Below are 14,434 nucleotides of genomic sequence, written 5' to 3' on the forward strand. Positions count from 1 at the left end.
TAACGCCAACAGCCGTCCGACGGGGGACACCACCGGCTACCTGGCAAACCCGAAGGAGGTGTGAGATGGGAAGTGGATGGCATGAATGGCCGCTGGTGATCTTCACCGTTTTCGGGCAGTGCGTGGCCGGCGCGTTAATCGTGATGGGCTTCGTCTGGCTTAAGGAAAATGATGACAAGGCCAGAATGCGCATCGTGCGCAGCCTGTTTTTTCTCTGGCTGGTAATGGGTATTGGGTTTATGGCTTCGGTGCTGCATCTTGGCTCCCCGCTGCGTGCCTTCAACTCGCTTAACCGCGTGGGCGCGTCAGCGCTGAGTAATGAGATCGCGGCAGGTTCGATCTTCTTTGCCGTGGGCGGTTTCTGGTGGCTGGTGTCGGTTATCGGTAAAATGCCCCCAGCTTTGGGCAAAATCTGGCTGGTTGTCAGCCAGCTTCTGGGTATCGTTTTTGTCTGGGCGATGACCCGGGTCTATCAGATAGAGACTGTCCCGACCTGGTATACGGGTTACACCACGCTGAGCTTCTTCCTGACGATGGTCCTTGCTGGTCCTCTGCTGGCCGCGCTGCTGCTACGCGTCGCAAACGTGACATTCAAAGGTACTCTTGCCGCGTCTGTCAGCGTACTGGCAATTATCGTCTGCGTGGCGGTCGTCGTGTTGCAAAGCAATACGCTGGGGACGATACAGAGTTCCATCCAGCAGGCCAGCGCCCTGCTGCCAGATTATGGCTCGCTTCAGGTGTGGCGCATCGCGTTGCTGGCGGCGGGTTTAGGCTGCTGGATCTGCCCGCTTATTCGTCGTCAGGAGAAAAAAACGCTCGGCCTGTTTGCAGGTGTCGTTCTGGTGGTGCTGGGTGAACTGATTGGCCGTGGGCTATTTTATGGTCTGCATATGACCGCAGGGTTAGCAATTGCAGGTTAACACAGGTGCGCGGGGCTACCCGCGCGCAAGTAAGGAAAGTTGTAATGAATGATGTCTCACACCGCGAATCGTTCGCGTTCAGCGCCCGGGTACTGGGCGCGCTGTTTTATTTCGCCCCAGACAGCGAGCAGACCGCGCCGCTGGTGAGTGCCCTGACCGCAGGTGACTGGGTTCAGGACTGGCCGCTGGCGGAGGAAAACCTGCTGCCTGTCGCCAGTATGTTTAAGACCCCATCGGATGAAGCGTTGAAAGACGCCTGGCAGCGTCTGTTTATTGGCCCGTATGCCCTGCCCGCCCCCCCGTGGGGCTCGGTCTGGCTTGATCGCGAGTCAGTGCTGTTTGGCGATTCGACCCTCGCGTTGCGTCAGTGGATGCGTGAAAACCATATCGCCTTTGAGATGCAGCAGAATGAGCCTGAAGATCATTTCGGAACGTTGCTGATGCTGGCGGCATGGCTTGCCGAGAACGGTCGCGAAACAGAACGCGACCAGCTTCTGGCCTGGCATCTGCTGCCATGGAGCACGCGTTTCCTGACCGTATTCGTTGAAAACGCGGCTCATCCGTTCTACACCGCGCTGGGTAAACTTGCCCAGCTGACGCTGGCGGAATGGCAGTCCACTTTGCTGATCCCGATTGCCGAAAAAACGCTGTACCGATAACAGCGCCTGGCTTGTCCACCCGTTGTGCAGGCCAGGTTCGCACATTTTTGCTGCAACACAACGTCACAACTGTTATACTGTATATAATTACAGTATACGGGGGTGCGCAATGGCTGTTGAAACAAAATTTGTTGTCGTAAGAAAAGGTGAAGAAAAAATGACATTTGCCAGTAAGAAAGAGGCTGACGCTCACGACAAACTGCTCGATATGGCAGAAGCGTTTACCGACTGGCTGTTGCAAAGCGGAATGCAGATGGATGAAACGCAGGCGGAAAACCTTGGTCTGTATCTTGCCGAGCAGAAAGAGTCCGTGCAGCATATCCTGCGTACCAGCAAGCTTCCCGAGCGCAATGCTGCAACGGATAAAACAGCATCAGATGCGGATAGCAGCAAAAAAATCCTGGCCGTCAAAGCCGCCTGATCGTCAGAACGACTCATCACCTGTCATGCCGCCGCGGGCCGGAAACGGCTCGCGGCTTAATCATGCATTATGTCGATCTTCTCGAAAACAATGCGATTGAATATTTTAATCTGTTCTGGCGTAAAATTTGGTTACAGCATTTCCTCTCGTCAGACGTATGTTAAAAACACGTGAATCACACGTTCGGCGCCCCTGAATGGTGTGGTAAATTATCACATAACTCTTGCAACTCGTTGATCATCCTGGCTACATGGAAGCCATCACAAACAGAATGATGGACCTGAACGGCGAAAGGCAACAAGACTTTTTCATCCTGGTTATAGTATTTTCCAAACGTGAACATGGGCGCAAAAAAATTCCGCATGTTAGCGACGTTGACGTTAAAACTGCTAAAACTGACCCACGGAATATCAGATATGAAAAATATATTCTCCCGGGACTCTTCCTTAGGCCAGTAAGCAAGGATATTGCCATAGCGGGCAACATCTTCTGCATAAACGCGCTGAAAATGGTGAATATTTCCATCGTAATGACTCCACAACGATGAAAACGTCTCCGTTTCTTTATGGAAAAGGGTATAGCTTGGATGAACCTCATTCCATATTACAAGCTCATCATCCTTCATGGCCATACGGAATTCCGGATGCCGGTTTACGACGTGAGAAATAAGGGAAATAATCGCAGGATAAAATTTCCAGCCAACCTCTTTGATATGCTTTAGCAGCACGGTAATGTCCAGCTGAACCGTTTGGTTAAATGTAGATTGAGCAAAGCCCTGAAATACTTCAAAGTGTTCCTTTCTTGCCCAACGTGATAAGTCAACTACCGTATATTCTGGCGTTATTTTTGTCATTTCAGAGCCTTAGTTGAGCTGCGCTATATAAAATAGTAGCGTATCACAAACGCAGGGGCTGTATAGACCGTAGCGAAGAGGCACCCTAAATTTTCAGCGTATCAATCACCGCTCTCAGCGCCGGGGATACGTTGCGGTGTGGATAATAGAGGTACAGTCCGTCCATCCGCAGGCTGTAGCGCTGTAAGACGCGTATAAGCGTGCCACGCTCCAGATCGTCAGCCACCAGCTCAACCGGGACATAGGCCAGCCCGAGTCCCAGCCGGGCCGCTTCGGCCTCCATGTAGCTGTCGGAAAAGGCCCATTGCCCCTCCGGGCGGTGAGTCACTCGCTTCCCATCCTGCACAAGCTCCCATTGATAGTGGTTACCGTCGGCGAACTGGTAGGCAATGCAGGGATGAGCATCCAGATCGGCGGGCGTCTGCGGGAAACCATAGCGCCGAAAATGCGCCAGGGCGTCAACACAGCCATCTCCATATCGGGCGTGATGCACACGGCAATCATCCGGCCCCAGCCGGACGCCAGCGTCGAATGAAAACATTCACCCAAACTGTCCGCTGTGCTGCTATGCGAATCATTAAGTTTAGTTAAAACAATGGATTAGTAAGAAAGACGAAATCCTGACGCCCGCGTTTCGATGGTGACAACCTGGGATAAGACCTTCGCCGAGAGCGATAAAGTCGACCACCGCAAGGTGACGTTCGAGAGCCGATACGGGATCACCCTGGCTGGCGATCTGTACATTCCCAGGAACAGCGGCGACCAGATGCTGGCTTCTCTTCTCGTCGTTGTGAAATACACCTATGTCTACACTGAATCAAATCCCATCCCGCTCCAGCGAGCATGCATACTGGGCCGGTATTTATGCCCGCCAGTCTGCTCGCGTCATCAGCAATAAAGCATTATATTAACAAGGTTATTTTATTTAATTACAAAACCTCGCACTCCTCCCGTTGAAATAATAATTAAGCAATATCCTGGTCAGCCAGCGACATCGCTTTGTTAGCTTGAGCGTTCAGGCAAAGCTCAAACCGGAGGTATTCTTTGCTGATTAAATTAAAGAAAGAACGAACGCATCAGGAGGATCGTCGTCTTGCCTTCTGGCTGGCGACCTCCGCGGGACTGCTGAATGCCATTGCGCTGGGCGCGTTCGGCTTTTTTCCCTCGCATATGACGGGCAATACCTCGCAGCTATCCAGCGAAGTTTCCTCCACCGATCTCAGCGATATTCTTTTCTTCGGCACCATTATTCTTTCGTTTGTCTCAGGTGCCATCGCTGCGCGGATTATTGTTATCTGGGGGATTATCCATAACATCAGGCTGGTATTCAGCCAGGTTCTGTTTGTTGAAGGGCTATTACTGGCAGGGGTATCCCTGTACGAAATGTATTTTCACTCCTTTGCCACGAATCAGGAGATTATTATTTTCCTGTGCGGGTTGATGGGAATTCATAATTCCACCTCCACTCAGCTATCCGGTGGACGGGTAAGATCCACACACATCACCGGCACGCTGACCGATGCGGGCATTTCGCTGGCCTCCGTTATGGTCGCCATGATGCGCCGGGATTATTCCAAAGATACGGCCGCGCAAAAGAGTCAGCTCAAAACCCATTTAACTACCCTTTTCTCCTTTATCAGCGGAGGTATCGCGGGGCTGATCCTGTTCAGAGAGTTTGGATTCCACGCGATGCTGGCGCTGGGCCTGCTGCTGGTAGTCGTCGCCGCCTTCTCTATCGTCCGCATCTCGTGGCGGGTACGAAAAGTGCGCGCCGCGCTTAGTCGACAGGTTTAATCAGCACGCCTTACGTGACATTGTCACGTAAGGCGTGCTTCTTTAAGACTATTCTGCCTGCCCACTGACAGCCCTTATGCCATAAGGCTTCACCCAGGTTGTCACTAATTTCATAGGGTTACTGTTTTACCCCCTTCGCTGGAACCCTTCCGTTTCGCTTGCTATAGGTGAAGTACCCCTGCCGAAACATGGCATAACAACAGGCAACCGGTGGTTGCTATAACGCATGCGCACAGGGAGACACACCGCAATGCACCCATTACTTAAACGTTCGCTGCTTTTTGTCGGCGCGATTATCGTGGTTCTCGCTCTCCTCACCTGGGGAATTGGACTGGAGACGATTAAGGCGCGCCAGGTTGACCTGATCTACCTCGGGCAACAGCACCTGATTCTGGTCTTTTCATCAATGTTCTTTGCCCTGCTGGTGGGCATTCCAAGCGGTATTTTGCTGAGCCGTCCAGCCGCGCGTGGTATCGCCGAATATGTGATGCAAATCTTTAACGTGGGTAACACCCTGCCGCCGCTGGCCGTTCTGGCGCTGGCGATGGTGGTGATTGGCATCGGTGATAAACCGGCCATTATCGCCCTCTTTCTGGCCTCTCTGCTGCCGATTGTGCGTAACACCTATGCCGGGCTGTGCTCTGTTCCCGCGTCGTTGCTGGAGGCGGCAAACGGTATCGGCATGACCAAATGGCAGCGCCTGCGTCAGGTTGAGATCCCTAACGCGTGGCCGGTGATGCTTTCTGGTATTCGCATTGCCACTGCGATTAACGTCGGTACCGCACCGCTGGCATTCCTGATTGGCGCCAGCAGCTACGGCGAGCTGATTTTCCCTGGGATCTACCTGAATGACTTCCCGACGCTGATCCTGGGCGCGGCGGCCACCGCCCTGTTCGCCCTGATTCTGGATACGCTGCTGGCGGCACTGGGTCGACTACTGAGCCCGCATCTCGCGCGATAATTATAACAAGGAGCTTCTATGAGACTGTTTTCCGGCCTGACGGCGCTATGCGCCGCCGCGCTCTTCACCAGCCAGGCGCTCGCCGCGCCGCTGATCCTGGCAACCAAGAGCTTTACCGAGCAGCACATTCTCTCGGCCATGACCGTGCAGTATCTGCAAAAGAAAGGGTTTCAGGTGCAGCCGCAGACCAATATTGCAACGGTGATTTCCCGTAACGCGATGATCAACAAGCAGATTGATATGACCTGGGAGTACACCGGCACGTCGCTGATCATCTTCAACCACATCAACAAACGCATGTCGCCGCAGGAGTCATACGAGACGGTGAAACGCCTCGACGCGAAGCACGGTCTGGTGTGGCTTAAACCTGCCGATATGAACAATACCTATGCCTTTGCCATGCAGCGCAAGCGCGCCGAGGCTGAACATATCAATACCATGTCTGAGATGGTGGCAAAGATTGAGCAGATCCGTAAAACCGATCCGGATAACAACTGGCTGCTGGGCCTTGACCTGGAATTTGCCGGACGCAGCGACGGGATGAAACCGTTGCAGGCGGCCTACAAGATGGAGCTGGACCGCCCGCAGATCCGCCAGATGGATCCGGGCCTGGTCTATAACGCGGTGCGCGACGGGTTTGTCGATGCGGGGCTGATCTACACCACCGACGGGCGCGTAAAGGGCTTCGATCTTAAAGTGCTGGAAGACGATAAAGGCTTCTTCCCGAGTTATGCCGTGACGCCAGTTGTTCGAAAAGACACGCTGGAGGCTAACCCGGGGCTGGAGGAGGCGCTGAACACCCTCTCAGCCCAGCTCAATAACGACGTTATCACCGACCTGAATAAGAAGGTGGATATCGACCATCAGTCACCGCAGCAGGTCGCCCGTGATTTCCTGCGTAGCAAACAGTTGCTGTAGGAGGCGCTATGGAGACAATTCACTATATTCTCGACAACTGGGACTATCTCTTAACCCTGACGCTGCAACACCTGTGGCTGGTGGCACTCGCCGTCGGCCTGGCGATTATTATTGGCGTGCCGCTGGGCATTTTAATTGTCCGCCATAAATGGCTGGCAACGCCGGTGCTGGGGATTGCCACCATTGTGCTCACCATCCCGTCAATTGCGCTTTTCGGCCTGATGATCCCGCTCTTTTCGCTGATCGGTCAGGGCATTGGCGCCCTGCCCGCGATTACTGCGGTGTTCCTCTATTCGCTGCTGCCGATTGTGCGTAACACCCATACGGCGCTCGACAGCCTGCCCCCCGGCCTGCGAGAAGCGGGACGCGGCATCGGCATGACCTTCTGGCAGCGTCTGCGCTGGGTGGAGATCCCGATGGCGCTGCCGGTGATTTTTGGCGGTATCCGCACCGCCGTGGTGATGAACATTGGCGTCATGGCGATTGCCGCCGTGATCGGTGCGGGCGGGCTGGGCCTGCTGCTGCTTAACGGTATTGGCGGGAGTGATATTCGTATGTTGATTGCGGGCGCGCTGATGATTTGTCTTTTAGCGATTGTGCTCGACTGGTTGCTGCACCGTTTGCAGGTGGTACTGACTCCGAAGGGGATTCGATAATGATAAAACTGGAAAACCTCACCAAACAATTTTCACAGAAACACGGCCAGACGTTTAAGGCCGTCGACAACGTCAACCTGAACGTGCCTGAAGGGGAAATGTGCGTGCTGCTCGGCCCGTCCGGCTGCGGGAAAACCACTACACTGAAGATGATCAACCGTCTCATTACGCCAAGTAGCGGGACAATCCTGATTAACGGCGAAGACACCAGCGGAATGGACACCGTGACCCTGCGCCGCAACATTGGCTACGTGATCCAGCAGATTGGCCTGTTCCCGAACATGACCATCGAAGAGAACATTACCGTCGTGCCGCGCATGCTGGGCTGGGACAAGGCACGCTGTAAATCCCGTGCCGAAGAGCTGATGGATATGGTGGCAATGGATCCGCATAAATTCCTTCACCGCTATCCGCGTGAAATGTCCGGCGGCCAGCAGCAGCGCATCGGCGTCATCCGCGCGCTGGCAGCCGATCCTCCGGTCCTGCTGATGGATGAACCGTTCGGTGCAGTCGACCCGATCAACCGTGAGGTGATCCAGAACCAATTCCTTGAGATGCAGCGCAAGCTGAAAAAGACCGTGATGCTGGTGAGCCACGATATTGACGAAGCGCTGAAGCTGGGCGACCGTATTGCCGTCTTCCGTCAGGGGCGTATCGTGCAGTGCGCCAGCCCGGACGAGCTGCTGGCGAAACCCGCGAATGAGTTTGTTGGCTCGTTTGTTGGTCAGGACCGGACGTTGAAACGCCTGCTGCTGGTATCGGCGGGCGACGTCACCGACCAGCAGCCTACCATTACGGTACGCGAATCGACGCCGCTGCCGGAGGCCTTCGCCACCATGGATGACAACGATATTCGCGCCATTACCGTGGTTGATGAGCACGGCAAACCGCTCGGCTTTGTGAAGCGCCGTGAAGCGCGTAACGCCAGCGGCAGCTGCGGGGATATTCTGCATCCGTTCCGCATGACCGGTAAGGCCGAGGATAACCTGCGCGTGGTGCTTTCTCGCCTGTATGAGAGCAACACCAGCTGGATGCCGATTGTGGACGAGGACGGACGCTATAACGGCGAGATATCCCAGGATTATATTGCGGAGTATTTGAGTTCAGGGCGTACGCGCCGGGCGTTGAATATTCATAGCGAAACTTAACCATCAGGACCGAATCAAGGGCTATTAAAACATAATAGCCCTTCGTGCCGCGTAAACATTCTGGAAGGAAAAATAGTTAAGAACTTAAATTCCTCCTCCAGAGATCTGCAAGGTTGCATCATCTGAAACAAAATTTTTTCCGACTAACAATTCGAACCGAGGCGCCTGATTTTTGCTTAGATTATAAGCCCCAATAACACGCATAAACTCCTCTCGCTCTTTAGCCTTTAACCCTAAAATATCTACCATTTCATCTGCTTTTTCAGACGAGACTTCTATTTCGAAAAGTAAATCTTCCGTCTGTTTGCTGTAAATATCAATGGTATATATGTTCTTCATTTTTCTACCTTTCTGGACGGATCGGCAGGTTTCGTCTGTTCACTTGTTACGTTACTGAATACACCTACCAGCGAAGCTCTGACGTTGGCATGAAGGTTATAGACCTCACGCTATCCGCTACGTCATAGTTAATTTGCATACTGGTAGGAATATCGTAATCCTTTACCTCATAAAGGTCTGTCCAGCCATAATCCTTATTCATTACAGCGTAAGGCGGCGCACTTCGTAGAGGCTCACCAAGATTTTCATTAACCCATTTGCGTGACATAGACACCTGCAAAGGTGCTGGTAGTTCATTAGGAAATGTCCAACTGGACGCAGGTTCGTGCTGAATTCTGAGTGTGACAGATTTCAATATCCGCCCCTCCCGCCAGAAAGAAAGAAAAATTCCTTCCTGAGCCATTTCGAGATTAATGGTTGGCGTACCAGAAGCTCCTTTTGGTGGAGATTTATACGGAATTAAATCCTTATCAAGCATATATTGATAAGATTTACCAAGACTATTTATCAGCGCTTCAACGTTTACCGTCATTTGTACAACCTCGTTTCACTGTTTATTTTATGCATTTTTACCCTTGCTTCTTCGATCTGGATTTCAGTTGCTCCATGCTCTTTCAATGCCGGTTTTATGGCATCCAGATTGCGGTCAACTGCTGCCCTGAGGTTCCTCGAGTCAAGCTCAATTTGTGTAGGCGTATTACGTCCACCATATGTCTCGCTTATTTTTTGATGCATCTCTTTCGGGATCACGATGGCAGCAACTTTATCAGTGAGCGCAAGTATTTCATCATCGTCTAACAACGGATAATTAGCTCTCAGATATGCATCAACGGCAGCTCTTGACGGCATATGATCCGCCTCATAAATCCCCTGCCGCGAACGACGTTTAAAGTCACTGTATAACTCGACCTCCAGAAACTCCACCGGCGGTTTGCTCAGGTAGATATAAATTGGCGGCAGGTCAGGGAACGGCAGGATCAGTATGTAATCTGCGAAACTCTTTTCCTCAGGGGTAGGGCTGGTGGTCGCCGTTATACCGGTATTATCCGGCAGCGGGTCAACAACCACCGATTTCGGCAGCACTGGCCGTGTCTGGTTGCCGGTATTCCACGGCGTTTTCTCATCTGTCCGGTCAGGCGTCCAGACGATGGTGATGCGCGGGTCTTCCTCGGTGGTAAACGTGTACGCCTGCACCCTGCTGTCATATTCCATTTTTCTGACGCGCACACTATCCCGGCCAGGCGGTGTGTGCCAGCCATGCGGTACCGGGTTCCCCCTGCTGCCGTTTTCCCACGTATAGCGAACACGGCTTGGGGCTTCGTTCATCTGCTCCAGGCGCATACGGTCAATGAAGTCCTGTTCGCCGTCATTCAGCCTGCCGGGCATCATCCCCACCAGTAGACCTGCCACGGGTGCACCCGGTCCGGCAACAGCGCCACACACAGCCCACGTGCCGTAGGTCAGTGCCCGGCCACTTACCAGCTCCAGCAGGCTTGTGCCTGCCGTGGCCGCCTGCGCCCGTGCAGCTGATGCAGCAGCAGCAACGATGGCCTGATAATCCATTTCCTCATGGTTACCGTTCCACCATCGCCAGAGAGCGCTGCGCTTCTTCGGTCTGGAAATCTCTTCCGGCTTTTTCTTTATAGCAATCTGTGCGTGCTGCGGAGCATCTGAATCGGTTGCGGAGTCGCTGGCGGGCATGGCCTGAAAAAATGCCATATCGGCAAAATTAGTGTGGGGTTCGCGCTGGTCACCGGCATCATTGCAGCCATCGCCGCGCAGACAGGATTTTGCAAATACCCGGCTACGCTCCCTTTCCTCCTGCCTGCGTTTTTCTTCGGCCAGCTTTTCATCTGCCAGCTTTGCGGCGTGTTCTTCCCTGGCAACATCAACCGGGTCACGTCCACGTCCCAGCCACTGATCGGCCGGGGCAACCACCCTGTTCGAACCCGGTGGACAACCACAATGTACTTCTGACCCATGAACGGCTACGGGTACACCGTGAAAACTTACGCGTGGCTCACCTGTGACGATCACTCCCCGTATTCCGCATCTGGGACAGGGGGTCGTTTTATCACCTACCCTGAGAATTCTGCGGCCAAATTCAGTGCTGTCCGTGATGGAAGCAATACATCTGGCGCCGGTGGTTGTCTTGTCATTTTCCAGCGCCTGCCCCCGTCCATAATTATCGGTACGGTATCCCATCGGTATATATTCTCTATTCCTTGAAAAATAGATTCAATTCTACCACCTCCACATCAGTATAAAAACAATATATTTCAATATCTTACTCATTGAGAAAGCCTTAAGGTTAATCTGTATTTATTGAGGTAGTAACACTCCGATTTATTTCCTTCCGAATCCGCACGCATACCTTTTGCTAACCTCCCGATTTCCCGCCACAATATTGTATCGTCCCCGTTAAATCACGACTCCATGCAACGTCTTCACGCTTACCCCGACATCCGCGCGATGTTTCGCCGTCTCCTGATTGCTACCGTCACCGGCGTGCTGGCGGCGCTGGCCGTTGCGGTGTTCCGCCACAGCATGTATCTGCTGGAGTGGCTATTTCTCAGCAACGAAAGCGGAAGTCTGGTGAACGCCGCAGCCGCGTTATCGCCCTGGCGGCGGGCGCTGACGCCTGCGCTGGGTGGTCTGGCCGCGGGGATGCTGCTGTGGGGATGGCAGCGCATGACGGCACAACGTCCCCACGCCCCGACCGATTATATGGAAGCGCTTGAGACGGGTGACGGCCAGTTTGACTACGGCGCCAGCCTGGTGAAATCCCTCGCGTCGTTGCTGGTGGTCGCCAGCGGCAGCGCCATCGGCCGTGAAGGTGCCATGATCCTGCTCGCCGCCCTCGCCGCCTCCTTTTTTGCACAACGTTGTACGCCAAAATCCGAATGGAAACTGTGGATCGCCTGCGGTGCCGCCGCCGGGATGGCCAGCGCCTATCATGCGCCGCTGGCGGGCAGCCTGTTTATCGCAGAGATCCTGTTTGGCACGCTGATGCTGGCCTCCCTCGGCCCGGTGGTGATTGCCGCTGTAGTGGCCCTGCTGACCACCCGCCTGTTAAGTCCCGGCGCGAATACGCTATATGATGTCCATCTCAGCGAGATGCTTACGGCGGTGGATTATTTCCTGATCGTTGGCGTGGGCCTGCTGGCTGGCGTTTGCGGCCCGCTGCTGATGTGGCTGATGGCGGCCAGCCACAGGCTGTTTCTGCGTCTCAAACTCTCACCGCCGTGGCAGCTGGCGCTGGGTGGTCTGATCGTCGGGCTGCTGTCGCTGCTGACGCCGAAAGTATGGGGGAATGGCTATAGCGTGGTTCAGGCGTTTTTGCAGTCGCCGCCGCTGCTGTCGGTGATTGCCGGCGTCTTTATTTGCAAGCTGCTGGCGGTACTGGCAAGCAGCGGGTCCGGCGCGCCGGGAGGCGTGTTCACGCCAACCTTGTTCGTTGGTATGGCAACGGGAATGCTGTTTGCGCAGATCTTTGCGCTGTGGTTTCCTGGCTCTGAGACGGCGATCCTGCTTGGGCTGGCGGGAATGGCGACACTGCTCGCCGCCACAACGCATGCGCCAATCATGTCGGCCTTGATGGTCTGTGAGATGACCGGGCAGTATTTTTTACTTCCCGGTTTGCTGGTTGCCTGTGTTGTGGCATCGGTATTGTCGAGAACGCTACGCCACGACTCGATCTATGGCCAGCATACCGCCGAAAGCCGAGAGATCGATATAGTGCGCTAATTCGCGCTGCTCTGCGCGGGGCAGATAAGGCAGTTCGCCTACCAGCGGGCCAGGCAGCTTTTTGCTCAGCACGTCGATGATTTCAGCGTAGTGCGCAAGGCCCGGGTTAATACGATTCGCCACCCAACCAATCAGCGGCAGGCCGTCATTAGCGATAGCCTGCGCCGTCAGCAAGGCATGGTTGATGCACCCTTCCTGGATGCCCACGACCATAATCACCGGCAATTGCTCCTGCACCACCCATTCGGAAAGGGGACGTAAATCGTTCATCAGGCTGCGCCAGCCACCGGTCCCTTCAACGACAACGTGGTCAACCTTTTCACTCAGATTTGCCAGGCCATCAGAAAGCAGGCTGTAGTTGATAAGCCCACTGTGAGCGACGCTGCTTTCCTCTTCGCTTAACGCGATAGGATTGACGGCATCATAAGGCAGTTCCAGAGACGAGACGCTTTGCAGAACCAGGGCGTCCTTATTGCGCAGCCCTTCTGGCGTCTCTTTACTGCCTTTTGCAACCGGCTTGTATCCTGCAACGCGTTTACCGCTTGCCGCCAGGGCCTGGAGTAACGCGCGGGATACGACTGTCTTCCCGACAGACGTATCCGTACCAGTAATAAAGAAACGCTTAAGCATGACTCATTCCACCTCTTGGGTATGCTTCAAAATATAAACCAGGTAAATAATTCAGTGGGGAAAGTCTACGGGATGCGTGCGCTACCGGGCTTGAGATAGCGCAATTTTTCGTACATCTCTGGAAAAGAGTTAGCCCTGTAGCAAACGAATCAGTAACGAGCCGTTGTACATCGCATCTTTTACCAGCGCGGCGCCGGCCATGGTGCCCTGGTTGGAAAATTGCGTACTTTCGACCACGATGTTTTTACTGTACGCGGGAAGCGCCTGCTGATTGATGCAGGCGGAAATCGCCGGAAAGAGGATATCCGCCGCCTGGCTGAGCGGGGAGCCGATCAGTATTTTTTGCGGGTTAAACAGATTCACCATAATGGCCAGAATGCGCCCGACATTATTGCCCACGCCGGTAATAATGTCCTTCGCCAGCAGATCGCCCTGCCTTGCCGCAGCGCACAGTGCCTCGACGCTTAACGGTTGACCGTGCAGCGTGGAGCTCATCGACTGGCTGAGCCGCACTTGCGCCAGCTCCAGCACGCTTTCGACGCTGGCAATCGTCTCCAGACAGCCATGGTTACCGCAGTAGCAGCGTTTTCCGTACGGATCGACCTGCGTATGGCCGATCTCCACCAGGCTACTGCTGCCAGCATGCAACAGACGCCCGTCGGTAATCACACCAGCGCCAACGTTATGATCAATCACCACCTGAATCACGTCGCGCGCGCCCCGGGAAGCGCCAAACAACGCCTCCGCCATCGTCCAGGCGCTGATATCATGCTGAATGTAGACCGGTACACCGGTGTGGTTTTCCAGCACGTCGCCCAGCGGCATCTCTTTGACGTTTTCATAAAACGGCATGCGGTGCACAATGCCATTTTCGGTATCAATAATTCCCGGCAGGGTGATCGCAATCGCCGTTAAACGTTCAAGACGCTGCTGGTGACGAATAAAGAACTGGTCGATGTGGGTCAGAATGGCATCGAGAAGTGGTTGCTCTGCATTAAGCGGGAGTTCCAGCCGGTCTTCCACCACCAGCTTGCTGCTGAGGTCGCGCAGCGCGAGGAAGATTTCCCCGCGGCTAATCCGCAGCGACAGGTAGTGCCAGGCTTCCGTTTCCACCACCAGCCCTACCGCCGGACGGCCACGACTGCCCGGCTCCTGAATTTCTGTCTCCTGAACCAGATGGGCTTCCAGCATTTCGCGGACAATCTTGGTAATACTGGCGGGTGCCAGTTGTGCCAGGCGCGAAAGATCGATACGCGAAACCGGACCAAGCTGATCAATCAGGCGATAAACGGCACCCGCGTTGGTCTGCTTGATCTGATCGATATGCCCTGGCTGACTATCAGCAACCACCTCGTACTCCCTTATTTTCGAGCTTCGAAATAAACTGA

The 14,434-nt window shown here is 54.2% G+C and carries 15 protein-coding genes and 3 pseudogenes; 11 read left to right on the forward strand and 7 right to left on the reverse strand.

The annotated features are described in order from the left end of the window. The 4 genes and pseudogenes from ACOTX4_RS09355 to ACOTX4_RS09370 all read left to right on the forward strand — a co-directional run. A pseudogene (locus ACOTX4_RS09355) lies at positions 1-64 on the forward strand (dimethyl sulfoxide reductase subunit B); the annotation flags it as partial. A gap of 1 nt (position 65) precedes the next feature. Continuing rightward, complete coding sequence (locus ACOTX4_RS09360) at positions 66-920, forward strand: dimethyl sulfoxide reductase anchor subunit family protein (RefSeq protein WP_063938313.1); 855 nt, start codon at positions 66-68, stop codon at positions 918-920. 44 nt (positions 921-964) lie between these two features. Continuing rightward, the gene (dmsD, locus tag ACOTX4_RS09365) at positions 965-1,579 is read left to right on the forward strand and encodes a Tat proofreading chaperone DmsD (RefSeq protein WP_063938311.1); all 615 of its coding nucleotides are present in this window, start codon (positions 965-967) and stop codon (positions 1,577-1,579) included. A gap of 109 nt (positions 1,580-1,688) precedes the next feature. Further along, positions 1,689-2,000 carry a YebG family protein gene (locus ACOTX4_RS09370; protein ID WP_063938309.1) on the forward strand — a complete coding sequence of 104 codons (312 nt, stop codon included), beginning with the start codon at positions 1,689-1,691 and terminating at the stop codon, positions 1,998-2,000. Between the two features lie 175 nt (positions 2,001-2,175). On the opposite strand, the gene catA is transcribed toward ACOTX4_RS09370, so the two are convergent. Beyond that, positions 2,176-2,853 carry a type A chloramphenicol O-acetyltransferase gene (catA, locus tag ACOTX4_RS09375; RefSeq protein ID WP_063938307.1) on the reverse strand — a complete coding sequence of 226 codons (678 nt, stop codon included), beginning with the start codon at positions 2,851-2,853 and terminating at the stop codon, positions 2,176-2,178. Between the two features lie 85 nt (positions 2,854-2,938). Further along, positions 2,939-3,385, reverse strand: a pseudogene (locus tag ACOTX4_RS09380) (LysR substrate-binding domain-containing protein); the annotation flags it as partial. 105 nt (positions 3,386-3,490) lie between these two features. Between ACOTX4_RS09380 and ACOTX4_RS09385 the strand changes: the two are divergent. From ACOTX4_RS09385 to osmV, 6 genes and pseudogenes are all read left to right on the forward strand, one after another. After that, positions 3,491-3,605 (forward strand): annotated as a pseudogene (locus tag ACOTX4_RS09385) (alpha/beta hydrolase); the annotation flags it as partial. Between the two features lie 292 nt (positions 3,606-3,897). Then, on the forward strand, positions 3,898-4,647 hold the full coding sequence (locus tag ACOTX4_RS09390) for a YoaK family protein (protein ID WP_063938305.1): 750 nt from the start codon (positions 3,898-3,900) through the stop codon (positions 4,645-4,647). A 250-nt stretch (positions 4,648-4,897) separates the two neighbouring features. Continuing rightward, positions 4,898-5,608: an osmoprotectant ABC transporter permease OsmY gene (gene osmY / locus ACOTX4_RS09395; protein WP_003857442.1), complete on the forward strand. Its 711-nt coding sequence runs from the start codon at positions 4,898-4,900 to the stop codon at positions 5,606-5,608. An 18-nt stretch (positions 5,609-5,626) separates the two neighbouring features. Then, the gene (gene osmX, locus ACOTX4_RS09400) at positions 5,627-6,526 is read left to right on the forward strand and encodes an osmoprotectant ABC transporter substrate-binding protein OsmX (protein WP_003857443.1); all 900 of its coding nucleotides are present in this window, start codon (positions 5,627-5,629) and stop codon (positions 6,524-6,526) included. A gap of 8 nt (positions 6,527-6,534) precedes the next feature. Then, positions 6,535-7,182: an osmoprotectant ABC transporter permease OsmW gene (gene osmW / locus ACOTX4_RS09405; RefSeq protein ID WP_006808875.1), complete on the forward strand. Its 648-nt coding sequence runs from the start codon at positions 6,535-6,537 to the stop codon at positions 7,180-7,182. Next, positions 7,182-8,330, forward strand: a complete 1,149-nt coding sequence (gene osmV / locus ACOTX4_RS09410) for an osmoprotectant ABC transporter ATP-binding protein OsmV (protein WP_062932622.1) — start codon at positions 7,182-7,184, stop codon at positions 8,328-8,330. The genes osmW and osmV overlap by 1 nt, the downstream gene beginning before the upstream one ends. Positions 8,331-8,414: 84 nt before the next feature. On the opposite strand, the gene ACOTX4_RS09415 is transcribed toward osmV, so the two are convergent. The 3 genes from ACOTX4_RS09415 to ACOTX4_RS09425 all read right to left on the reverse strand — a co-directional run bounded on the left by ACOTX4_RS09415 (position 8,415) and on the right by ACOTX4_RS09425 (position 10,874). Next, the gene (locus tag ACOTX4_RS09415; protein WP_045332233.1) at positions 8,415-8,669 is read right to left on the reverse strand and encodes a DUF7683 domain-containing protein; all 255 of its coding nucleotides are present in this window, start codon (positions 8,667-8,669) and stop codon (positions 8,415-8,417) included. 64 nt (positions 8,670-8,733) lie between these two features. Then, complete coding sequence (locus ACOTX4_RS09420; protein WP_045332231.1) at positions 8,734-9,201, reverse strand: DUF6392 family protein; 468 nt, start codon at positions 9,199-9,201, stop codon at positions 8,734-8,736. Further along, positions 9,198-10,874, reverse strand: coding sequence for an S-type pyocin domain-containing protein (locus tag ACOTX4_RS09425; RefSeq protein ID WP_074167807.1), 1,677 nt, complete (start codon positions 10,872-10,874; stop codon positions 9,198-9,200). The genes ACOTX4_RS09420 and ACOTX4_RS09425 overlap by 4 nt, the downstream gene beginning before the upstream one ends. Before the next feature lie 231 nt (positions 10,875-11,105). On the opposite strand from ACOTX4_RS09425, the gene clcB reads away from it, so the two are divergent. Continuing rightward, positions 11,106-12,416 carry a voltage-gated ClC-type chloride channel ClcB gene (gene clcB, locus ACOTX4_RS09430; RefSeq protein ID WP_022651052.1) on the forward strand — a complete coding sequence of 437 codons (1,311 nt, stop codon included), beginning with the start codon at positions 11,106-11,108 and terminating at the stop codon, positions 12,414-12,416. Here the strand turns inward: clcB and bioD are convergent. Both bioD and mlc read right to left on the reverse strand, forming a co-directional pair. After that, positions 12,351-13,046, reverse strand: coding sequence for a dethiobiotin synthase (bioD, locus tag ACOTX4_RS09435; RefSeq protein ID WP_022651051.1), 696 nt, complete (start codon positions 13,044-13,046; stop codon positions 12,351-12,353). The genes clcB and bioD overlap by 66 nt on opposite strands. A gap of 129 nt (positions 13,047-13,175) precedes the next feature. Beyond that, the gene (gene mlc / locus ACOTX4_RS09440) at positions 13,176-14,396 is read right to left on the reverse strand and encodes a sugar metabolism global transcriptional regulator Mlc (protein ID WP_003857451.1); all 1,221 of its coding nucleotides are present in this window, start codon (positions 14,394-14,396) and stop codon (positions 13,176-13,178) included. Positions 14,397-14,434: the final 38 nt, after the last annotated feature.

The organism is Enterobacter cloacae complex sp. IR5459, assembly GCF_049238005.1.
GTDB lineage: Bacteria > Pseudomonadota > Gammaproteobacteria > Enterobacterales > Enterobacteriaceae > Enterobacter > Enterobacter hormaechei_C.

What these genes read in the sequence shown, in the direction of transcription:
- ACOTX4_RS09360 (WP_063938313.1), top strand. Translation starts at nt 66, where the DNA reads ATGGGAAGTGGATGGCATGAATGGCCGCTGGTGATCTTCACCGTTTTC.
- dmsD (WP_063938311.1), top strand. Translation starts at nt 965, where the DNA reads ATGAATGATGTCTCACACCGCGAATCGTTCGCGTTCAGCGCCCGGGTA.
- ACOTX4_RS09370 (WP_063938309.1), top strand. Translation starts at nt 1,689, where the DNA reads ATGGCTGTTGAAACAAAATTTGTTGTCGTAAGAAAAGGTGAAGAAAAA.
- catA (WP_063938307.1), bottom strand. Translation starts at nt 2,853, where the DNA reads ATGACAAAAATAACGCCAGAATATACGGTAGTTGACTTATCACGTTGG.
- osmY (WP_003857442.1), top strand. Translation starts at nt 4,898, where the DNA reads ATGCACCCATTACTTAAACGTTCGCTGCTTTTTGTCGGCGCGATTATC.
- osmX (WP_003857443.1), top strand. Translation starts at nt 5,627, where the DNA reads ATGAGACTGTTTTCCGGCCTGACGGCGCTATGCGCCGCCGCGCTCTTC.
- osmW (WP_006808875.1), top strand. Translation starts at nt 6,535, where the DNA reads ATGGAGACAATTCACTATATTCTCGACAACTGGGACTATCTCTTAACC.
- osmV (WP_062932622.1), top strand. Translation starts at nt 7,182, where the DNA reads ATGATAAAACTGGAAAACCTCACCAAACAATTTTCACAGAAACACGGC.
- ACOTX4_RS09415 (WP_045332233.1), bottom strand. Translation starts at nt 8,669, where the DNA reads ATGAAGAACATATATACCATTGATATTTACAGCAAACAGACGGAAGAT.
- ACOTX4_RS09420 (WP_045332231.1), bottom strand. Translation starts at nt 9,201, where the DNA reads ATGACGGTAAACGTTGAAGCGCTGATAAATAGTCTTGGTAAATCTTAT.
- ACOTX4_RS09425 (WP_074167807.1), bottom strand. Translation starts at nt 10,874, where the DNA reads ATGGGATACCGTACCGATAATTATGGACGGGGGCAGGCGCTGGAAAAT.
- clcB (WP_022651052.1), top strand. Translation starts at nt 11,106, where the DNA reads ATGCAACGTCTTCACGCTTACCCCGACATCCGCGCGATGTTTCGCCGT.
- bioD (WP_022651051.1), bottom strand. Translation starts at nt 13,046, where the DNA reads ATGCTTAAGCGTTTCTTTATTACTGGTACGGATACGTCTGTCGGGAAG.